Raw genomic sequence first — 20,595 nt, 5'->3', positions numbered from 1 at the left:
GATGTACGTCTCTGTTCAAGTAAGCAGTCTTACGGCATAGACTTCTTTGCAAAAGCCCCTCAGCCCGTTATAAATCCGCGGGACCTTCGACTCTTTGGAAACCAAACCGAACACGGTCGGCCCGCTGCCCGACATAAGTACGCCGTCGGCGCCAAGCCGAATCATCGTTTCTTTCAGATGAGCCACCTCGGGGTATAGCTGTAAGGTAACCCCTTCGAGCACATTCCCGAGCTCCGCGCAGATCCCGGCGAACGAACCCTGCTCGATGGCTTCCTGCATGCGGGTTGCGGAAGGATGATTCGTAATTTCTTGACTCTTCAGTCGTCCGTAAACATCCGCGGTCGATACATTGATCGGCAGCTTGGCGAGAATCACCCAGCATTGAGGCGGATTTTTTAGTGGAGTCAGCTTTTCCCCCCGTGCGGTGGCCAGCGCCGTTCCCCCCGTTACGCAAAATGGAACGTCCGAGCCAAGCTCGGCGCCGAGCTCCATCAATTCCTTCTCGGGAATGCCGAGCTTCCATAACCGGTTTAATCCGCGAAGCGTAGCTGCCGCATCGCTGCTCCCTCCGGCAAGCCCCGCGGCAACCGGTATCTTCTTGTCCAAATGTATATATACGCCGCTGCGGACGTCATAACGCTCTTTAATCAGCTTGGCGGCCTGAAAGGCTAAGTTCTTTTCGTCAAGCGGAATATAGCCCGCCTGGCTCGATATAATGATCGTATCCCTGGGGAGAGCGCTCATTTCCAACCGGTCGGCCAAATCCACCATCGTCATGATCATTTCCACTTCATGGTAGCCATCCGGCCGTTTATGTAAGACGTCAAGCATCAGGTTAATTTTCGCCGGCGCTTTTTCGTAAATTTTCAAGACGCTCACCCACTTTCCATTTCCGTAAATTCCATCACCGTACAAAACCAGACTTAACATATTATAAAAAAAACTAAGCTTTTCGTCTATGCACGGAAGACAGCAAAAACAAACGGGCCTCCCGATTGGGAAGCCCGTCGCATCTACCTTGCTTCAAACTAAGGCTCTTTCCTGGACGCGGCCCGCTCGGCAAGCTCGATTGCTCTTTTCACCATATTGCCCGCATCCTTGGCCTTAATCCCGCCCCATCCTTCTTCACGGACGGTATCGTAAAATCCGAGATCCTTCGCCAGTTCAACCTTCAAGTCTTCGGACATGATGCTTCGCCTTCTGCGCGACATGTACCATTCCTCCTTAGGAAGCGATAGATTAAAATAACGTCTGTAGTATGTGCCCTTTCGCGTGCCTTCATTCGGCAGTGGAATCATGTCCACCGGGTGCGTACATACAAAAAACCGACCCTGCGCTGACGCGCGAGGGCCGGTTGCTTCAATCATCATGTAATTCAAGGTTTATTATACGACAACCGCATTTCATTGTTATCGCCACAAACCATGACTTCAACGGATTCGGTGAGAATATCGGCATAACTGTAAGACACACGTTTGAAAGTTTGCTGATCTTCATCCAGCTTCACGATAAAGACCGAAGGATAGGTCTCCTCCAATACACCGGTGCGTTCGACGGTCTTACGTCGACCTCCATTAGCTCGCAGTGTAATCTTTTGTCCAACGTGAGCCTCGAGACTGTGTTTTATTTCATTCAGCGCATTTTTAGCCATTGCCTGTGACCACCTTCCTTCTTTGTCCATTATAACAAGAAAGGGAGTCGCTTGTCAAGTTGAAATAAATAATTATATCAGCATGAAAAAAAGGTTGTCAACGATTTTTTTTCGACACTTTCGGCAAACGGCCTTTTTCTGAAATTACATGGAAGGGACAACCTTCAAGGCGGACAGATCTACAAGCTTCGGCAGTCCAATCCGGTAACTTCCCCGCGTCTCGATTCCACCCACGCCCTGCGTTCCGCTGATGGTATGGCTCAGTATGTCGGTAATATGGATCGTTTCGCGAATGGGCGTCAGAGCGGCCTTGGCGGCGATATATACCGGATCCAACGCATGGATGAGTACACGTGCCGGCGAGCTTGCAAAGTTGGCCCCCGCCTGGAGCAGCGCCTCAAAATGCGACTGGCATGCCCCGGCCACGATGGTCAAAGCGTCAAAATTGCGTTCATACCTGCGTGCGGCCTGAATCGCCTCGACAAAGTGCTTGGAGTTTTTATAGCTCGATAAATTATAAAGATCCGCCGTCGGCCGATTTTTCAGAACTCCATCATGGCCGGTTATCACGACCACATCGGGCTGAATACTCGGCAGCAAGCGGTATAGCGCGCCGGCCATCTGCGACTCGGTGACGTAATATCCCTGTGCCGGGACGCGCAGTTTTTCGTACAGGCTAAGGCTCTTTTTCAAATACCGCTCGTCTCCGTCCAAATGGAGCACCTTTCCCGGTACCTCGAAAAACGAAGGCTCTCCGGCGGTATACCACTCCCGTCCCAAAACGGAATGGCTTCGCTCCGTCAGCTCTTGCCGGTCCTTATGCAGCCGTTCCAGCGATTCGGTAGCCTTGATCCGCGCCCGCTGCGTTTTTTCGCCCGTAGCGCTCGGACTTACCTTCATCAGGTCGGTCAAAGGAGCGTCCGCCAGCAAACGAAATTCCGTTCCTTTTATGATGGCCTGCTCCCGTACGATGTTCTCGACCCGAAAAGTCACATCCCCACCGTACGATTTGCGGACGACCAAGTCACCCAAATTCGTCAAATCAATCACCTCAACCCATCCTATGGGCGAACCCAGGGATTGGTTCCGAGAGGTAATTCAAAAAGTCATCTTTTGATCACGAGGCAAATCAAAAAGCTTATATCTTTTTTAAACCGGCTTTAAAAAACGTATTGCTAAGGCCCGCGAATTCCTGCAGGCTCAGCGTCTCCGCGCGCCGCGACGGAGCTATGCCCGCTTCGGCAAGCAACGATTCCAGCCGTTCCCGGCCCTCTCCCGGGAAGAAACGGGTTTTGAGGTTGTTGGCAATCGTTTTTCGCCGTTGGGCAAAGGAGGCTTGGACCACTTCGAAGAAAAAGGATTCATCCTCGACGTCCACCGGAGGCGTCTTACGTACCTTCAGGCGAATAACCGCGGACTCCACGTTCGGTTGCGGAATAAAGACACTGTGGGGTACAGTGCAAACAAGCTCCGGTTCACTATAGTACTGAACCGCGATACTCAAGCTTCCATAGTCTTTCCCGCCGGGGGCCGCGGCCATCCGTTCGGCGACCTCTTTTTGAATCATCACGACGATATTTTCCAGAGGTAACCCGGCCTCCAGCAGATTCATCAGAATCGGGGTCGTCACATAGTATGGCAGATTGGCCACGACGCTGACCGAGCTGCATTCCGCGAATTCGGACGCAAACAAAGCATGAAGATCAAGCTTCAGGACATCGCCATGAATGACTTTTACATGCGGATGGGGAGCCAACACTTCCTCCAGGATCGGCAGCAGTCGCTGGTCGATTTCGACGGCGGCTACGCGCCCCGCTTCCCGGGCCAGTTTCTCCGTCAATGCGCCGATCCCCGGACCGATCTCCAGCGCCCCCTTGGACTTGTCCAACCCGGCCGCTCCGACGATCTTGGCCAGAATGTTCTGGTCGATCAGAAAGTTTTGGCCAAGGCTCTTTTTAAACGAAAAACCGTGCCTCTCGATAATTTCCTTCGTCCGGCGCGGCGTAGACACATCTTCTCTTACTTCCACAGTTATTCGCCCCTTTCATTCTTGAGTTGGGCCAGTGCGTCGCAAAATTCCGCGCGGCTAATCCGGAAAATCCCAAGGCGCTTGTAAAACTGCTTGCCGTTGCAATATCCGATTCCGAGCCGTTCGCCCATAAAACGCCGGCGGGCTGCCGCATCCTCGTGCACGATCAGTCCGGCTTCCAGCAAGTCTTCCCACTCCACTTGCCTGAGGTCTTCTTCCGCTCCAGGGACGGCCTCGCTGCGGACGCGGGAAAGCGCCTCGCGAATCGCCTTTGGCGACGCATTCTCGACGCCGATATCGTCGCCCTTGGTGGCGTCGGCCTCACGCAGGAAAGCGTGCTTGCAGCCCGGCACGCGCTGGGCCACGATTTTACGGATCCGCTCCCCGGCATGATCGGGATCCGTGAAAATAATCACCCCGCGCCGCTCCATCGCCAGCTCAATTTTCCGCAGCGTCGTCTCGTTAATCGCCGAACCGCCGGTCTCAATGGTGTCGGCTTCCACCGCCCGCTTCACCGCGACGGTATCGTCCCGGCCTTCCACCACAATGACCTCTTTGATCATGCACTTCTCAACCTTCCCAACATTTATTAAAGTCATAATTACAATCATAACCACCCGTCCAACGGGTGGTTTGCTCTTGGGGTATAACCCCCTGTTGCCAAACTGCGCCTAAAGACGCTAGCCTGACAATAAAATTGTTCAGGCTCAGTGTTATTTGTCACTTTCACTTACCAGTTAAACTGGTTTACTTCTTCTTGCTGCTGTTCCTGCTGAAGGGATCTTCATACTCTTTCACGCTCAGTTTATCAATTGCTTGATCATGTGCTTCTTGCTCACGTATATATTTTGCGACGGTGGCCTCATTTAAGCCAACAGTACTGACGTAATATCCTTCCGCCCAAAATTTCCGATTCCCATACTTATACTTTAAGCTCGCGTGTTTCTCGAATATCATCAACGAGCTTTTTCCCTTCAGATATCCCATAAATGATGATACTGAGATTTTTGGGGGAATTGCTACTAACATATGTACATGATCCGGCATCATGTGGCCCTCTATTATCTCCACTCCCTTGTATTTACACAAACGCTTGAAAATCTCGATCAAGTCTTTTCTCACTTGATTATAAATTTCTTTCCGTCTATACTTCGGGGTGAACACAATGTGGTATTTGCACATCCACTTCGTGTGAGCTAGACTATAGCTCTTGTTTGCCATCTAAGACCATTCCTTTCATTATTGAGCCTGAACATCTCAATTTTATTGGAATGGTCTTGTTGGTCAAACCCTTGATCCCTCCACCCGCATAGCGGGTGGTTTTTTGTTTCGCACGCTTCGCGAGCTCAACTGGCTAAAGCCGCAACAAAAAGAAGAGGAATTCTCCTCTTCTTATCCGTGTCTTATTCATCATCCTAATATTATATCATTCCCTGCCCAAAGTAAACGCGGCGGTTAGTTGAGCTCCGGTTTGGTCGGTCCGATGACATATACGGTCCGCCCTTTCTTACGGCCGAAGTTCTCCGCCGATTTCAGGGAATCGTAATAAACGTCTATTTTATTGCCTTTGATGGCACCGCCGGTGTCCTCCGCTTTACGGAAGCCGATGCCCTCAATATAGACCCACCATCCCAAAGGAACGACGCTTTTGTCGACAGCGATCGTCCGGCCTTCCGTCACGCGGGTGCCGGAGGCGGTACGCGTGCCGATTCCGTCTTCCTCCGAGGAGTATGCGGTTAAGGTCACGTTTTTAAGTACTTTTTTATATTTAAACGAGACGCCGCCTTTCGTCGTCAGTCCGCTGATATTCACCGAATCTCCAGTACGGGAAATGCTTGCGGCTGCAACGGCTGTCGGTTTCTTCGTGCCTACGGCGACCACTTTCGGCGAGGCCTCCTTCTCGACCTCTTTGCCAAGCCAACGCTTGGACACGAAGACTCCGTCTTCATAAACTTTTTCGATATTATGCACGACAACACCCTCGCTGCCTTCGGAAACCACTTTGGTTTTACCTTTTAGCAACGACTCGTCAGAAGTCTTTACCACGGAAAATGGCACATTTTCTTTGGACTGTACCGTTTGTTTGGTCACTCGTACGATCTTGATGTCCAGATTTTCACTCACTTTGCTGTCCAGCGCAGGAGTAACTTTGTCGTCCTGGTTCAACGTAATCCCGAGTTCCTCGATGGTCTTCCGAATGCTGTCTTCTGTCGTGTAATGGATGGTTGTCTTACCGTCTACGCTGACTTGAACCGGAACCGCACGCTCAATGACGATCCGGTCACCGTCTTCAAGATTACTGTCGAGCGGACGCGACACTTCGTCCCCCCGGTTCAGTACGATGGACTGTTCGTCCAATACTTCATTGACCAGCGATTGGCGGGTTTCGATCGTTTGGCTCTCCCCGTCGACCACCAGATGAACTTTCTTGCTGCTTTGCCCGTAAACCCAAATCAGGATGATGAGAACTACCGCGATGGCTAACAAGCCTACAACCGCTGCTTGACGTAAATGTTCTTGTTTCCACCGCATTGCGTAAGACATGCTGGATGAGCGTGATTCATGGGTCTCCAATTTGCGGAAAATGCCCATTTCTTCCGTCCTCCTTCATAGTCCCGCCGTCTAGAACGATTTAGCTTGAATTTGACGTGACTACATTTCATTTTTACGAAATACGTTCTTCGTGACCCGTACTTCGCATCCTGCCCCAGTCTTCTCGGCATTGTCACCTCCTGTATACAACAGTATGATGACCCTACTACGTTTATTCAAAACAAAAGAAGCCTAAAGAAAGAGTAAGAGGCTCTCTTTCGTGGCTTCCGGATCGTCCTGATGTAATAGGATGCACGAGTTTGCCCTCTCATTGTACGCTTACGAGGTTAGCTGTCGGGTTAGGACGCGAGAGACCCGCCCTTTCTCAGTTCATTCGCTCATGGCGCAATGACCTCGAATTCACCCCAATGACCCAAGAAGAAATCAACCACAAACCGATTGGCCATTATGCCTGCCGGCTGCATTTGGTTCCCCCGTTCTCCGTTTGCCGGAGATTCAGCGAGACTGGTTCATGGAACCATGTAATCCTCCAAAATGATTACTGAAAAGATTCTATCCTGTTTCGATGCAGGTTGTAAAGGATCAATCAAGAACGTTTATTTTAATAAATGGTTAAAAAAATGTAATAAACTCGGTTCAGTTGGTTAAAATGCATTAATCTTTCTCGTTTGCTCCTTTTTTCATCGGTTTTCCTCCCGATTTCACCGAATTCCAAATCGTTCCAGCGCATTCCTGGTTGTAATTTCTGCCAGTTCCTCCACGGAAATCCCTTTTAATTCAGCCGCGGCTTCGGCAACCAACCGGACATGTCCGGTCTCGTTTCTCTTTCCACGAAATGGATGAGGTGTTAAATATGGGGCGTCCGTTTCGATCAGCAAACGGTCAAGCGGAGTCTTCGCCAAGACCTCTTTCGGTTGTTTTGCATTTTTAAACGTAATCGGTCCGCCAAACGACAAATGAAATCCCAAATCCAGACACATTTTGGCAATTTCCCAACTCCCCGAGTAAGAGTGCATAACCCCGCCGATTTCATCGGCCTTCTCTTCACGGAGAATGCGTACTACGTCTTCATGCGCATCGCGGTTATGGATGCAAATCGGCATTTTGAGCTCCCGCGCCAGACGGATTTGTTTGCGGAACACTTCATGTTGCACGTCTTTCGGGGACGTATCCCAATAATAATCAAGTCCGATTTCGCCAATCGCGACAACTTTCTCATGCTTGGCAAGTTCGGCAATCCAGTCCAAATCCTCTTCTTTCATTGTAATGGCGTCCTGCGGATGCCAGCCGACAGCGGCATATATAAAATCATAAGATTCCGCGAGCTTCATCGTAGTCGGGATAGTCTCACGGTTAAAACCGATATTGATCATCCGCGTTACCCCTTGATCCAGCGCACGCTGAAGCGCTTCCTCCCGATCGCCGTCAAATTGCGCCGCATCCATATGCGTATGTGTATCGAATAACTCCATTATGCATCCTCCCTAGCTATGACAAATCGAATAGTTTAGCGATTTCCTTCGGTAAACGGTCTTTGAAAGCCGCCAATTTATTATCCGGAAAGTACAAATGAAATCTTCCCCGGTGCAGCCCGCTGATCGAGCGCACGATGTCGGAAACTTCGGAAATTTCCCGAAGCCGTTCCTGCCGGTCGAGCAGCAGAATCTGCTTGTCCCGGGATTCGCCGTCCGGACGAAACACATCATAAGGCAGATCGGTCGGAAAATCAATTTCCAGATCGTAATCCGGATGGAGCCCCGCCGCCTTAAAAGCATGGCGAATCTCGTCAATCGTTTCCAGGTCGATTGCATCCGTTTCTACATATTTATACAGTTTTCTGTCTAAAAACCGGCCGCACAGATCGCTCAGTAATTCATCCGGTTCTTTACGCCATTGCATAAATGCGGTCTGCACCAACGCCTCGTCGAGCAGCTGATAATCCCTGACCGTCAAGTTGCCCCGAAATAGGCCCGGTAGCGGGTCCGGCAGGAAGGCGAATGAATGGCCTTCGGCGTAAAGCTCCTTGGCCCGCCGGAAAATTTGCCGCAAAATAATTTCCGAGCTGCGGGTTACCGGGTGAAAATAGATCTGCCAGTACATCTGATACCTGGACATCAGGTAGTCTTCCACCGCATGCATGCCTGATTCCTTTACGACAATTCTTCCCTGGAACGGACGCAGCATTCTCAAAATTCGGTCCATGTCGATCGTCCCGTAATTGACCCCGGTGAAATAGGCGTCACGCAGCAAATAATCCATCCGATCGGCGTCGAGCGGACTGGAAACAAGGTTTACGACAATCGGGTGCTCGTAATCCTTGCGGATGACGGCGGCCACCTTTTCGGGAAAGTCGGGGCTTACCTGGCGAAGGACCGTACCGACCTCCGTGTCACCCAGCAATATTTTGCAGGTCCAGTCTTCATGATGCATTTGAAATGCCTGCTCGATCGAATGCGAAAACGGACCGTGCCCCAGATCGTGAAGCAAAGCCGCGCAAAGAGCGACCATTCTTTCTTCTTTTGGCCAATCGGGGTAATTTGCCCGTTCAAATTGCGAAATAATTCGCCGGGTAATCTCATAAACTCCCAGCGAGTGGGAAAATCGGCTGTGCTCCGCCCCGTGAAAAGTCAAATAAGAGGTTCCCAATTGGCGGATTCTCCGGAGACGCTGAAATTCCGGCGTATTAATGAGAGACCAAATCAGTTCGTCTTGAACATGAACGTAGTTATGCACCGGATCTTTGAATACTTTTTCTTCTGAAAGCGGCATTCTCATTTTTCAAAAGCTCCTTTCTTGTATATTTGTGACTGAACCGGTTGGTTTGTGTCGAATGGTGTCGAACATTGTAATATCATGGTTTTCCAATATGTCGAACGCTGAAAAAGAGGTGATTATAGCATCATTTGCCGTTATGGCAAGCCCTATCAATATTTAAAATTAGAAATTTAAAAGAACTCTACCATAAATAGGTTGACTGTTATGGCAATGGTTGGTATCATAATTATCATAAAAGATAGAAGTTTGTCGAATAATGACACTTTTAATTTATAGCGAGAGGAGCTATTATCAGTTATGATGAAATCAACAGGTATTGTAAGAAAGGTAGACGAATTGGGTCGGGTCGTCATTCCGATCGAATTGCGCCGTACGCTCGGTATTGGAGAAAAGGATGCCCTTGAAATCTATGTCGACGGTGAACGGATCATGCTGAAGAAATATGAGCCTGCTTGCATCTTCTGCGGCAACGCCGAGAATGTCACATACTTCAAAGGCAAAATTATTTGCCAGGAATGTCTCACTGAGCTTCCTACCCCTGTGACAAATTAAGATTTATAGTATATAATAGATTTATTGAAAACTGTTAATTCTAACCTTTTTCATATCTCCTTGGTGCCTTCCAGGCTTGAACCCGGCCTGTGAAGGCCCCTTTTTTTTACTCCTCTAGTAATTTCTTGTAAATATCCCTTTTGGATACCCCCCGGTCGGCGGCGGCTTTCTTCATAGCTTCCTTACGGGAAATCCCCTCTTGCTCCTCATAGTGACTCACATGATCTTCTATGGATAGCTGCTGCCACCAGGCATCCTTCTTTTCCTTCACCTCGTCCGGGTTAGCCCCGGAAACCACAATCACATACTCTCCGAGCGGCGGATGCTCCTCAAGCCATTGCAGGCACTCGCTTACTAAACCTCTCGCCATTTCCTCATAACGTTTAGTCAATTCGCGGGCCAATACGACGGAACGATCCCCAAGCGCACCGAGCAGCGCCTCCAAGGTTTTAACCAGCCTATGGGGAGATTCGTACAATAACAGGGTGTGTTCTTCGTCTTGCAGCGAATGGAGCAAGCTGTCCCGCTCCTTGTTGTCACGCGGTAAAAATCCGACGAATTGAAAACGCTCCGTAGGCAGTCCGGAGACAATGAGCGCGGACAAGGCCGCATTCGCGCCAGGGATTGGAATCACCGATATTCCCGCCTCGAGCGCCAGCTTCACCAGATCGCTCCCAGGATCGGAAATGGCCGGGAGACCGGCATCGCTAACCAAGGCCAAATTTTTTCCTTCTATTATAAGGCGAATTAATTCGGGGCCGCTTGCCGCCTTGTTATGTTCATGATAGCTGAGAAGTTTCCCTGGCGTTATTTCAAAATGGCTCAGCAATTTACGGGTTTGTCTCGTGTCCTCCGCCGCGATGATATCGGCTTCCCGCAGCGTTCTTATCGCCCGGTACGTCATATCCTCGAGGTTGCCGATAGGTGTTGCGACGAGATACAGTTTGCCGTGTGATCCTTCCTTGCGTTCTTCAAAGCTTTTTTGAATAATTAGGCTCATGATCTTACCTCATTCGGTCCGTAGTAGATATTCATGATTTCGGGGCAGTATTGTCCTTGCTCATCGTATACAATCAGCGGAGGCAGCACCCGTACATCCGGTTTGCCGTCACGAAGCGCTTCAACCAGTACCATATTCGCCTCGGCTCCCATACGGGGATGTACGAAGCGAATCGCCTTCGGTTCCAAACGATACGCTCGGAATACCGTCAGGATCTCCCCCAACCGCTGCGGTTTATGTACGAGAAACACCTTTCCGCCGGGACGAACCAGCCTCATGGAAGCCGCGGCCACATCCTCCAGGGTACAATGGATTTCATGACGGGCGATTGCCTGATGGGCATTGATTTTCAAGTCTCCTCCCGTCAGCGGCATATAGGGCGGATTCACCGTAATAGCATCGTAAGCGCCATGCCCCGTTTCTTTAACCAATTCGCGCAGATCGCCTTCCCGGATGGTGATCCTTTCCTGCAGACCGTTCATCTCCACACTTCTCCGGGCCATATCCGCCAAACGGGGTTGAATCTCTATGCCCTCGATCATACCCGACGTCCGTGTCGACAGTAGCAGCGGAATAACCCCATTTCCCGTACATAAATCAAGAATCTTACCATACTTGGGGACCTGGGCAAACCGGGCCAGCAGAACGGCATCCATCGAGAAGCTGAATACCTCGTCGCTCTGTATGATGCCGAGTTCATGCGTCAGCAAATCATCAATTCTTTCTTGCTCGTAAATCTCTACTTGATTTTTCACCATCATCTTCCAATCCTGATCATTTTAAAAAAAACCGTAGGCAAGTTCCCTACGGTAAAGGTTCGTTATTTATTCAAAAAAGACAAACAGAACAGACAGTCGCCCTCGGTCCGCAAATGCCCGTAATAGACATTGCAAATGTGGAAACCTTCATGATACAGGCGCGCCAGATTATCATACCCTTCCCCCACGAGATCCATGCTTTCTGGGTCCCCTTGAACGGGAGCAGGAAGAACCGGGGATTTCTGCGGCAAGTTGCCCTCTCCGTTCTCCCCCTTCAAAATTTTGCGCATTTTCTCGTTCTCCAGGCGAAGCTGCTGGTTTTCCTCAAGAAGCCGCTTCACCTCGAGCATCAGGGTGCTAAAGTGGCCGTGAACTTTACCCATTTGTTTCTCCAGCGCTTGCATATGATTGAAAACATCTTTATTCTCCAAGTTCCCACCCCAGAGTCATTAAAAGGTAGTTAAAAAGGTTATCTCTTGATCACGAAGCAATTCAGGGTGCGATTTAATTTTTATTTCTACTTCACAACGACATCATCGAGCGGAAGCTCCCTGACCTTGCCGATTTCGAATAATTGTACGTGCACGGTACGCGCTCCGCTGTTCAGTCCGACCACTTTGCCGTCTCCCATGGAGGTAACGACCAGTTTGCCTACCGAAGGGAGCTCTTCTTTGACGCTTTCGTAATTATCGTGCTCAAACTTCAAGCAGCACATTAATCGGCCGCAAAGACCGGAAATTTTGGTCGGGTTCAGCGACAAGCTCTGATCCTTGGCCATCTTGATCGAAACCGGCTCAAAATCGCCGAGCCAGGAGGAGCAGCAGAGGACACGACCGCAAGGTCCGATCCCGCCAAGCATCTTCGCCTCGTCTCTGACGCCGATCTGCCGAAGCTCGATCCGCGTACGGAAGATGCTGGCCAAATCCTTAACCAGTTCGCGAAAGTCGACACGTCCCTCAGCCGTAAAATAAAAAATGATTTTATTGCGGTCAAACGTAAATTCCACGTCCACCAATTTCATTTTGAGATCATGGTCTTTAATTTTATTTAAACATGTGGCAAAAGCGTTCTTTGCCGCAAACTTGTTCTCCTCGACAACACGGGCGTCGGTCTCGTCGGCGATCCGAATGACCTTTTTGAGCGGAAGCACCACATCGTTCTCCCCGACCTCTTTTTTTCCGACGACCACTTTCCCGTATTCGATTCCGCGCGCCGTTTCGACGATGACGTTCTGGTCCTTTTCAACCGGAAGCTCTAGCGGATCGAAGTAATATATTTTGCCCGCCTTCTTGAAGCGGACACCTATTACAGTGTACAAAAACTAACCCCCTCGTATACCTTTAGAAAACCTGGCAAACACTTTAAAAAACCCATGTTCTTGCACGGGAGAAAGTTTATCTGTATGATGGCGGTTACCCGCCGATCTCGATCAGGAATTGTTCCAGGCAGAGCTGGCCATTCATATTCTGACGGAGCTTCTTCTTGCTTTCCGCCGCAAGCGCCATCGCGTCTATCCATTGCTGAGCGCTTCGGGAATAAGCCTGTTTTGTAATGAAATCCAACTCATCTATAAAAACGATCCGGTCATGTCTTTGATAAAGCGCATGGATCATGTCTTTGAACCACAAATGGAAAAGGTCAAACAGCATGTCCAAGTGCTCGCCTAATCCGGCTTTAATAACTTGTTGCTGCGCTGTTACGATAGGAGATCCGCCACGGCCAGCGGTTTCCTTCCCTAATTGTAACACTACGTTTCTAATTTCTGCAAACCAATTCTGGTTGAGAAGCTCGCGGCACGCTTCGAGCCCTGCGGCCACATGAACCGCGGTTCGGGCCAATGTTCCCGGAAAGCCTTCGCCGGACAATTTCTGCAGCATGGTCTCCGGATCGAGCGGCTTAAACGGAACGAGTTGGGCCCTCGATTGGATCGTGGGGAGAAGGGCTCGTCCATTGTCCGACAAAAGGATCGCGACCGCCGGTGAAGGAGGCTCCTCCAAAAATTTAAGCAGACTGTTTGCTGCTTGTACCGTCATTTTATCGGCTTGTTCGATAATATAGGTTTTCGGGTTTCCATTCTCCGAACGGTATGAAAATATCCGCTGCAAATCGCGGATCTGGTCGATTTTGATCGTGGAACCTTCCGGTGCGATTTGATGCAAATCCGGGTGATTGCCGTGCAGCACTTTGCGGCATTCCAGGCATTCCCCGCAAGCATCGTCGGTACCCTCGGTACAAAAGAGCGCCTGGACAAAGGCTAGCGCCATTTCCTTCTGCCCGCTTCCCGGCGGTCCACTGAATATATAGGCATGGGATATCCGTTGATGGCGGAGGCCGCTTTGCAGCAATTGCTTTGCAGCCTCCTGCCCGATAATTTCCTTAAAGGACATAGCTTGTTTCTACCTTCCTCCAGCATCCTAGAAGCATATGTTGATTAGCATTCCGCGAATTTCGCCGATCTTCTGCAGAAGATCGATCTTGCCCTGTTCGGTCTCCAGCAGTTCGTCAGCCAGAGAAAGCAAGGCCGCATCCACTTCATCCAGCAATTTATAACGTTTGCCGCGCCCCCGCCGGTCCCAGCCACGGGATTCCTTGATCCCTACGCCTCGGCGGACGGTATCCTCCAGAAAACGTTTGACGAGCAGGCGGTACGCCTTCAATTCCCGGACCGTCATGGAACGGGCCAGCCGGTCGCCTTGAAGCTGAATTTCCTTCAACCTGCGGTTAAGCTCCTCCTTGGACGCCTGCTCGCCATGCTGCTGCATGACGTCGGAGAAGCTTTTCGATTGTACCGGCTTGGCCGCATTGTCGGTGACCCCCAAACTGCTTTTGAGAGGCCTGTAACCAGGATCTATTTTCAAAGCTATCACCGCCGTTTCGTTCTATTAAAAAGGTATTGTCTAGAAGTGTTCAAACCGGTCGACAGGAAGGACGAAAACCGTGGCTCCACCTACCTGAACCTCCACAGGGAGAGGCAAATACGAATCGGTGGTTCCGCTCATCGGCGTCACCGGAGTCACCAGCTGCTCACGGACCTTACAGCTGTTTCGGATCACGGTCATCACGGATTCGACCTGATTGTCTTCAACCCCGATCATAAACGTCGTGTTTCCTGCCCGCAAAAATCCGCCGGTACTCGCTAACTTCGTCGCCCGAAAATTTTCCTTTACAAGCGCGCTCGATAACCGGTTGCTGTCCTTGTCCTGAATAATCGCAACGATCAGTTTCATTTGCAGCTCCTCCTCGTTTCGTTTTTTATAAGACTACCTCTAGTCGCGGCTATAATCCCAAAGCCTGCCTTCGACGTATTGCTAGGTCTTATAGGTTTTTTAACCACATCTGTATTATTTGACATTTATCACTCAAAATCCTCTAATGCCGCGGCAAGTTGCCGCTTCATTCGCGCTGCCACTTCTTCCCTTGTACCGGAAGCGTCAACGGTCCGGATGCGTTCCGGGTACATTTTTAAGAGCATATGGTAGCCTTCTCTTACTTTCCGGTGAAAATCGATATCCTCCAGGTCCAGTCGGTTCACTTCCCGGCCCTGTCCCGCTGCAATTCGCGCAAGACCGACCTCCGGCTCCACATCCATGTAAAATGTAATATCCGGAAATCGCCCTCCGGTGGCAAACAAGTTAATCGCCAGCACTTCATCCATTCCCAGCCCGCGGGCATGGCCTTGATAAACCAGGCTGCTGTCGATAAAGCGGTCGCAAAGCACCGTTATCCCCTGAGCCAGGGCGGGCTCAACCTTCTCCGCCAAGTGCTGACTCCGGGCCGCCGCGTACAGTAACGCTTCGGTTCGGCCATCCATTTCCGTATGAACGGGGTTTAGAATCACCTCGCGAATGCGTTCGGCAATCGTGATGCCTCCGGGCTCCCGAGTCTTCATATAGGTGATTCCCCGTTCTTCGAGCGTCCGACCCAATTCATCCATGATCGAAGTTTTTCCGGAGCCTTCGCCTCCTTCTATCGTGATAAACAAACCTCGTCTTCTAACGTCCAATGCTTTCCCTGCTTTCTTTCCTTTTCTTGATTACCCGGATTGTTCCGAGCGTTACGTCCGCCGGGCCCTGACATTTCGCCCGGGCGTCACGCAGCCTGATTAAATCGTCAAGGACCCGGCCGCTGATTTCCTCGCCGGGATACAGCAGCGGAATCCCCGGGGGGTAAGGAATAATCATTTCCGCCGCCCGGCGTCCGCGGCTATTCTCCAGCGGAAGGGGCTCCGACTCTTCCATCGAAATCGGTTGTAGATGAAAAGCGACCGGCGAGGAGACGGAATCAATGTTCCACGTGGAAAGTGATTTAGTCGAAGAATCCTGCGTCGTATCCACCCCGGAAGGATTCGAGCCGATTTGCGATGGGCGTACGGTAGCGTCCATTCTTTCCAAAGCCCTCAGCAAACGGTCGATATCCTCCTTCCGGGAACCCGGACCGAGAGCAAGAACGACATATCGATCGTCGCTCATTTCCGGAACGCAACCTTCGGCTTCTAGCAGTTCCTGCAGCTGATACCCGCTCCACTGACCGGTCCGGTCATACAGCACGGCCTTGAAGGGGTCTTGTGTAGCATATGCAGCATCGGCTCCGCTTGCGCCCGGTTGCAGTAGGCCAAAGCGCGGCAGGCTGTACAGGCCGTGCCAAAGCTTGGCGGCGGCAGCAAGGCCGCGTTCGAAGAATGCGGGCCCCTGGGAATGCAGCAGGCTGCGGCTTATGTCCAGCGAAGCCATGATGGGGTAAGACGGGCTGGAGCTCTGCACCATCGCCAGCCGCTGCCGCAGCAGGCCGCGGTCGAGCAGGCCGCCCTGCACATGTAGCATCGCGCCCATTGTAAGCGCGGTCAGCATTTTGTGCGTGGACTGCACGACGCCGTCCGCGCCCGCTTTAAGCGCACCCTCCGGCAGGGCCGGGTGCAACCCGTAGTGAGCGCCGTGGGCCTCGTCCACGAGCAGCGGCACGCCGCCGGCATGGCACAGCTCGGCCAGCGGCTTTAGCGAAGCGCCCATCCCGTAGTAGTTCGGGTGCGTGACGAGCAGCCCCTTGGCGCCGGGATAGCGGCGCAGGGCCTCACGCACCGTCTCCGCGGACGGGATGGTCGCGAGCCCGCTGGCGCCGTCCAGCTGCGGCGCCAGAAACACGGCGTGCGCATGCGCCAGCATTAATCCGTGGATGACGGATTTATGCACATTGCGCTGCACGAGCAAGACATCGCCCGGAGCGGTGCACACGCTCAGGATCAGTGCCAGGTTGCCGGACGTACTGCCGCCAACCAAAAAAAACGTCTCCTCCGCCCCGAACGCCTCCGCCGCCAACTCCTGTGCCTCGCGGATCGCCTCTTGCGGATGGTGCAAATCGTCCGTGCCGGTAATCTCCGTCACGTCGATCTCCATGACCCGGGCAAGCTCGCCGCCCCGGTCCGCCCCCTCGAGTGCCGCACCGTCCTTATGGCCCGGCACATGGAAGGATGCATCTCGTTTCGCTTTATATTGCTGTAACGCCTCGTAAAGCGGCGCTTTCGCAGCTTTTTGATTTTTCCCATCTATAATCAAGGTTCGTTCTGTTCCTTCCGGCTTGTCTGATAAAGTTCTTTCGCTTCATTGTACCGCTTACCTCCTACGGAGGGCAATATAAAAGGACCCGTTATTTCTTTGAACAGGTCCCTTAGGATTCTTCTCTATACATTCTTTTCTACCCAAATCTGCTTCATGCGGTGGATGAAAAAATGGTATTTCTCCTCTTGTACATCCGTATGCACCATCTCCGCCTCACAAGCGTCGCAGATGAATTCAGTTATGATATGAATGCCGTCGGATTTCGGTTCACCGCAGATAATACATGTATTTTCGGTAAGCTCATCCATTGTCGATCCCACCTTGTTTGTTTTACTACCAGTATGGCACAGATTCTACTATTTTAAACCTTTTCATAGTCGGTCCTCTGATTTTATATATATGCCATCATCGAGTGTTGCGTGTTTGTACGGCGGGTATCTCAAAATTTCTTTCTTTTTTTCCGATATATAAATAGAGGTATGTCCTTCTGATGGAGACCGTATCCAAGTAAGTCAAGGAGGTTTATTGTCGCCAATGCCTGCTGAATCCGGAACTAATGCAACGTTTTACCACTATAGGCTGCTTAAAAAGATCGTACTGCCGAAGCCCCTGATCTACAGCTTCCTCACGCTTCCCGTGATTTGGCTTATTGTAGAGACGGTGTTTATTTCGTGGACCAGCATTTTCTTTTTCCTGCTTGCCGTCCCGGTCGTGCTCTGGATCCATTTCGTCATTTCCAGATCCGTGCTAATCATCATCAACCATTCCACCCGAAAACGATGGCGGTTTACGAAACAAATTCCGTGGTTCGGTTATTTGCCGGATCAATATGTCAGCTACAGCACCTTCAGCCGGGTACATCTTCATGTCGCTTGGATCGGCTGCTGTATCATCGCCATCTTAATTCCATGGTCGCCGGTTTCCTTTACGATTTCCCTGATCCTGTGGCATCTTTGGTTCCTTGCCCCGCGATTTTACATTCTCGCCGGATTAAGAAAACAACCGAAAACCGGCATGATTAAATTCAACGAGCAGGACACCTCCTATTACATGCCTTGAACCCTTGGTTACATATTCGAATCCTACAAAAGATTAAATGGAAAGCCTGTCTTCTGCGACGAGCAGAAAACAGGCTTTTTTAAGGGCTCTCTATGCCCTGAATGACGGCCTTATCATCCAATTTCGGAACCAGCACGGTAAAAGCGTTATCATGAATCGTTAATTGAACAATCAATTTATCCTTCTGGTATACCCGTGTTGTTCCCTTGCTTTCTTCCATATTCTCGGTCCATCCCCACTCCGTAATTGCCTTCTGGTATGCCTCCGGCACACCGCTGCTTTCACGAAGACCCGACAATGAATAATGTATATAGTCCATTTTCGTATTGTTCATCGCTGTTTCCGTTTTTTTAGCTTCTTTAGGAATAGGAAAGCTCTTCTCTACCGCCGACCCGACAAATGTCGTCCAGGATGGCTCGGAAGCCGCACAGCCTGCGATGACGAAGATCATCATCAAGACCACTCCCATGAAGCATAAGGAATATCCAATCCCTCTTTGCCGCATGTCGTATTCCTCCTTACCATCTATCTTTGACCGTATCATTTCCTTAGCGCCAACTCTGATATTGAGTGCGGATAGGCCTTAAAACCTATTGATAAGATGCCAATCTTAATTATAACGTCAGTCCAACCCCTGTCGGTAACAAAAAGGTTACATTCCTTTTGATAGGATCTGAAAATAAAATACATCTTGCATTATATACATGAAATGCAATAAAAAAGAGCAGTGCCGAGGAGTTTCTCTGCACTGCTCTTCATTTTTGCTTGGCGGCGTCCTACTCTCCCAGGACCCTTCGGTCCAAGTACCATCGGCGCTGGAGGGCTTAACGGTCGTGTTCGGGATGGGTACGCGTGGAACCCCTCCGCCATCGCCACCAAACGGTTCAAGCGTTTTGATCGCCTGAAAACTGGATACGAAACTTCATTTGCGTGTTTAGTTTTTTGGATAAGCCCTCGACCGATTAGTACTGGTCAGCTCCACACATTGCTGTGCTTCCACCCCCAGCCTATCAACCTCGTCGTCTTCAAGGGGTCTTACTAGTTGGGAAATCTCATCTTGAGGGGGGCTTCACGCTTAGATGCTTTCAGCGCTTATCCCGTCCGCACTTAGCTACCCAGCTGTGCTCCTGGCGGAACAACTGGTGCACCAGCGGTGCGTCCATCCCGGTCCTCTCGTACTAAGGACAGCTCCTCTCAAATTTCCTACGCCCACGACAGATAGGGACCGAACTGTCTCACGACGTTCTGAACCCAGCTCGCGTACCGCTTTAATGGGCGAACAGCCCAACCCTTGGGACCTACTTCAGCCCCAGGATGCGATGAGCCGACATCGAGGTGCCAAACCTCCCCGTCGATGTGGACTCTTGGGGGAGATAAGCCTGTTATCCCCAGGGTAGCTTTTATCCGTTGAGCGATGGCCCTTCCATGCGGTACCACCGGATCACTAAGCCCGACTTTCGTCCCTGCTCGACTTGTCAGTCTCGCAGTCAAGCTCCCTTATGCCTTTGCACTCTTCGAATGATTTCCAACCATTCTGAGGGAACCTTGGGGCGCCTCCGTTACTCTTTAGGAGGCGACCGCCCCAGTCAAACTGCCCGCCTGACACTGTCCCCGCACCGGATCACGGTACCAGGTTAGAACTCCGATACGATCAGGGTGGTATCCCAACGGCGCCTCCACCGAAGCTGGCGCTCCGGCTTCCTAGGCTCCCACCTATCCTGTACAAATCGTATCAAAGTCCAATATCAAGCTGCAGTAAAGCTCCATGGGGTCTTTCCGTCTTGTCGCGGGTAACCTGCATCTTCACAGGTATTAAAATTTCACCGGATCTCTCGTTGAGACAGCGCCCAAGTCGTTACGCCATTCGTGCGGGTCAGAATTTACCTGACAAGGAATTTCGCTACCTTAGGACCGTTATAGTTACGGCCGCCGTTTACTGGGGCTTCAGTTCATAGCTTCGGGATTGCTCCCTAACCACTCCCCTTAACCTTCCAGCACCGGGCAGGCGTCAGCCCGTATACTTCGCCTTGCGGCTTCGCACAGACCTGTGTTTTTGCTAAACAGTCGCTTGGGCCTTTTCACTGCGGCCCCCTCGGGCTATTCACCCTACCGAGGCACCCCTTCTCCCGAAGTTACGGGGTCATTTTGCCGAGTTCCTTAACGAGAGTTCTTCCGCGCGCCTTAGAATTCTCTTCTCGCCTACCTGTGTCGGTTTGCGGTACGGGCACCTTCACCTGGCTAGAGGCTTTTCTTGGCAGTGTGAGATCATGACCTTCGGTACTGTAAATTTTCCCTCCCCATCACAGCCCAGCCTTAACGATGTGCGGATTTGCCTACACATCAGCCTCACTGCTTGGACGAGCATCCATCAGCTCGCGTCACTACCCTACTGCGTCACCCCATTGCTCATAACGGTTTACGGTGGTACAGGAATTTCCACCTGTTGTCCTTCGACTACGCCTTTCGGCCTCGCCTTAGGTCCCGACTTACCCTGAGCGGACGAACCTTCCTCAGGAACCCTTAGGCTTTCGGCGGATCAGATTCTCACTGATCTTTTCGTTACTCATACCGGCATTCTCACTTGAATGCAGTCCACCAGTCCTTCCGGTCTGACTTCAACCCGCATTCAACGCTCCCCTACCCCTGATGCAAAGCATCAAGCCATA

The 20,595-nt window shown here is 51.1% G+C and carries 23 protein-coding genes, 2 rRNA genes and 1 riboswitch (1 of these 26 only partly in view); of the genes, 2 read left to right on the top strand and 23 right to left on the bottom strand.

Annotation, left to right across the window (positions count from 1 at the left end; translation table 11 throughout):
- Positions 1 to 15 precede the first annotated feature (15 nt).
- The 10 genes from ispE to ACSFXJ_RS00130 form a co-directional block, all read right to left on the bottom strand.
- Entirely contained in the window at positions 16 to 870 is an 855-nt protein-coding gene (ispE, locus tag ACSFXJ_RS00175; protein WP_435923248.1) for a 4-(cytidine 5'-diphospho)-2-C-methyl-D-erythritol kinase, read from the bottom strand.
- 158 nt (positions 871 to 1,028) lie between these two features.
- Positions 1,029 to 1,211 (bottom strand): protein sspF, encoded by a 183-nt coding sequence (locus tag ACSFXJ_RS00170; RefSeq protein WP_435923247.1) that lies wholly within the window; start codon positions 1,209 to 1,211, stop codon positions 1,029 to 1,031.
- Positions 1,212 to 1,375: 164 nt separating this feature from the next.
- Positions 1,376 to 1,651, bottom strand: coding sequence for a biofilm formation stimulator Veg (veg, locus tag ACSFXJ_RS00165; RefSeq protein WP_435923246.1), 276 nt, complete (start codon positions 1,649 to 1,651; stop codon positions 1,376 to 1,378).
- A 144-nt stretch (positions 1,652 to 1,795) separates the two neighbouring features.
- Positions 1,796 to 2,692, bottom strand: coding sequence for a sporulation peptidase YabG (gene yabG, locus ACSFXJ_RS00160; protein ID WP_435925643.1), 897 nt, complete (start codon positions 2,690 to 2,692; stop codon positions 1,796 to 1,798).
- A gap of 97 nt (positions 2,693 to 2,789) precedes the next feature.
- Positions 2,790 to 3,680, bottom strand: a complete 891-nt coding sequence (rsmA, locus tag ACSFXJ_RS00155) for a 16S rRNA (adenine(1518)-N(6)/adenine(1519)-N(6))-dimethyltransferase RsmA (RefSeq protein WP_435923245.1) — start codon at positions 3,678 to 3,680, stop codon at positions 2,790 to 2,792.
- Positions 3,681 to 3,682: 2 nt separating this feature from the next.
- On the bottom strand, positions 3,683 to 4,243 hold the full coding sequence (rnmV, locus tag ACSFXJ_RS00150) for a ribonuclease M5 (RefSeq protein ID WP_435923244.1): 561 nt from the start codon (positions 4,241 to 4,243) through the stop codon (positions 3,683 to 3,685).
- A 184-nt stretch (positions 4,244 to 4,427) separates the two neighbouring features.
- Positions 4,428 to 4,901 (bottom strand): IS200/IS605 family transposase, encoded by a 474-nt coding sequence (gene tnpA / locus ACSFXJ_RS00145; protein ID WP_148450401.1) that lies wholly within the window; start codon positions 4,899 to 4,901, stop codon positions 4,428 to 4,430.
- Between the two features lie 234 nt (positions 4,902 to 5,135).
- Complete coding sequence (locus ACSFXJ_RS00140) at positions 5,136 to 6,272, bottom strand: G5 domain-containing protein (protein WP_435923243.1); 1,137 nt, start codon at positions 6,270 to 6,272, stop codon at positions 5,136 to 5,138.
- 260 nt (positions 6,273 to 6,532) lie between these two features.
- Positions 6,533 to 6,744: riboswitch (cyclic di-AMP (ydaO/yuaA leader) on the bottom strand.
- 190 nt (positions 6,745 to 6,934) lie between these two features.
- The gene (locus ACSFXJ_RS00135; protein WP_435923242.1) at positions 6,935 to 7,705 is read right to left on the bottom strand and encodes a TatD family hydrolase; all 771 of its coding nucleotides are present in this window, start codon (positions 7,703 to 7,705) and stop codon (positions 6,935 to 6,937) included.
- Between the two features lie 16 nt (positions 7,706 to 7,721).
- Entirely contained in the window at positions 7,722 to 9,008 is a 1,287-nt protein-coding gene (locus ACSFXJ_RS00130) for an HD domain-containing protein (protein ID WP_435923241.1), read from the bottom strand.
- 297 nt (positions 9,009 to 9,305) lie between these two features.
- Between ACSFXJ_RS00130 and ACSFXJ_RS00125 the strand changes: the two genes are divergently transcribed.
- Positions 9,306 to 9,560, top strand: a complete 255-nt coding sequence (locus tag ACSFXJ_RS00125; RefSeq protein ID WP_435923240.1) for an AbrB/MazE/SpoVT family DNA-binding domain-containing protein — start codon at positions 9,306 to 9,308, stop codon at positions 9,558 to 9,560.
- A gap of 106 nt (positions 9,561 to 9,666) precedes the next feature.
- On the opposite strand, the gene rsmI is transcribed toward ACSFXJ_RS00125, so the two are convergent.
- From rsmI to ACSFXJ_RS00075, 10 genes are all read right to left on the bottom strand, one after another.
- Positions 9,667 to 10,560: a 16S rRNA (cytidine(1402)-2'-O)-methyltransferase gene (rsmI, locus tag ACSFXJ_RS00120; RefSeq protein WP_435923239.1), complete on the bottom strand. Its 894-nt coding sequence runs from the start codon at positions 10,558 to 10,560 to the stop codon at positions 9,667 to 9,669.
- The gene (locus ACSFXJ_RS00115; RefSeq protein ID WP_435925642.1) at positions 10,557 to 11,318 is read right to left on the bottom strand and encodes a tRNA1(Val) (adenine(37)-N6)-methyltransferase; all 762 of its coding nucleotides are present in this window, start codon (positions 11,316 to 11,318) and stop codon (positions 10,557 to 10,559) included. The genes rsmI and ACSFXJ_RS00115 overlap by 4 nt, the downstream gene beginning before the upstream one ends.
- 62 nt (positions 11,319 to 11,380) lie before the next feature.
- Positions 11,381 to 11,749, bottom strand: coding sequence for an initiation-control protein YabA (locus ACSFXJ_RS00110; RefSeq protein ID WP_435923238.1), 369 nt, complete (start codon positions 11,747 to 11,749; stop codon positions 11,381 to 11,383).
- A gap of 86 nt (positions 11,750 to 11,835) precedes the next feature.
- Complete coding sequence (locus tag ACSFXJ_RS00105) at positions 11,836 to 12,636, bottom strand: PSP1 domain-containing protein (protein WP_435923237.1); 801 nt, start codon at positions 12,634 to 12,636, stop codon at positions 11,836 to 11,838.
- A 94-nt stretch (positions 12,637 to 12,730) separates the two neighbouring features.
- Complete coding sequence (gene holB, locus ACSFXJ_RS00100; protein WP_435923236.1) at positions 12,731 to 13,705, bottom strand: DNA polymerase III subunit delta'; 975 nt, start codon at positions 13,703 to 13,705, stop codon at positions 12,731 to 12,733.
- Positions 13,706 to 13,732: 27 nt separating this feature from the next.
- Positions 13,733 to 14,176: a YaaR family protein gene (locus tag ACSFXJ_RS00095; protein ID WP_435923234.1), complete on the bottom strand. Its 444-nt coding sequence runs from the start codon at positions 14,174 to 14,176 to the stop codon at positions 13,733 to 13,735.
- Positions 14,177 to 14,215: 39 nt separating this feature from the next.
- Positions 14,216 to 14,545: a cyclic-di-AMP receptor gene (locus ACSFXJ_RS00090; protein WP_435923233.1), complete on the bottom strand. Its 330-nt coding sequence runs from the start codon at positions 14,543 to 14,545 to the stop codon at positions 14,216 to 14,218.
- Positions 14,546 to 14,673: 128 nt separating this feature from the next.
- The gene (gene tmk / locus ACSFXJ_RS00085) at positions 14,674 to 15,300 is read right to left on the bottom strand and encodes a dTMP kinase (RefSeq protein ID WP_435923232.1); all 627 of its coding nucleotides are present in this window, start codon (positions 15,298 to 15,300) and stop codon (positions 14,674 to 14,676) included.
- Positions 15,301 to 15,310: 10 nt separating this feature from the next.
- A complete protein-coding gene (locus ACSFXJ_RS00080; protein WP_435923231.1) occupies positions 15,311 to 16,867 on the bottom strand; it encodes an aminotransferase class I/II-fold pyridoxal phosphate-dependent enzyme in 1,557 nt (518 codons plus the stop codon).
- A gap of 125 nt (positions 16,868 to 16,992) precedes the next feature.
- Positions 16,993 to 17,178, bottom strand: coding sequence for a sigma factor G inhibitor Gin (locus ACSFXJ_RS00075; RefSeq protein ID WP_435923230.1), 186 nt, complete (start codon positions 17,176 to 17,178; stop codon positions 16,993 to 16,995).
- 226 nt (positions 17,179 to 17,404) lie between these two features.
- On the opposite strand from ACSFXJ_RS00075, the gene ACSFXJ_RS00070 reads away from it, so the two are divergent.
- Positions 17,405 to 17,929 (top strand): hypothetical protein, encoded by a 525-nt coding sequence (locus ACSFXJ_RS00070; RefSeq protein WP_435923229.1) that lies wholly within the window; start codon positions 17,405 to 17,407, stop codon positions 17,927 to 17,929.
- A gap of 79 nt (positions 17,930 to 18,008) precedes the next feature.
- On the opposite strand, the gene ACSFXJ_RS00065 is transcribed toward ACSFXJ_RS00070, so the two are convergent.
- The 3 genes from ACSFXJ_RS00065 to ACSFXJ_RS00055 form a co-directional block, all read right to left on the bottom strand.
- Positions 18,009 to 18,434, bottom strand: a complete 426-nt coding sequence (locus tag ACSFXJ_RS00065) for a hypothetical protein (protein ID WP_435923228.1) — start codon at positions 18,432 to 18,434, stop codon at positions 18,009 to 18,011.
- A gap of 258 nt (positions 18,435 to 18,692) precedes the next feature.
- Positions 18,693 to 18,809 (bottom strand): 5S ribosomal RNA (gene rrf, locus ACSFXJ_RS00060).
- A gap of 62 nt (positions 18,810 to 18,871) precedes the next feature.
- A 23S ribosomal RNA gene (locus ACSFXJ_RS00055) occupies positions 18,872 to 20,595 on the bottom strand; it runs 1,207 nt beyond the window's last position.

Source organism: Paenibacillus salivarius, from assembly GCF_051307165.1.
Taxonomy (GTDB): domain Bacteria; phylum Bacillota; class Bacilli; order Paenibacillales; family Paenibacillaceae; genus Fontibacillus.
The sequence above is the reverse complement of the archived record's forward strand: the minus strand, read 5'-3'. Positions and strand labels throughout refer to the sequence as shown.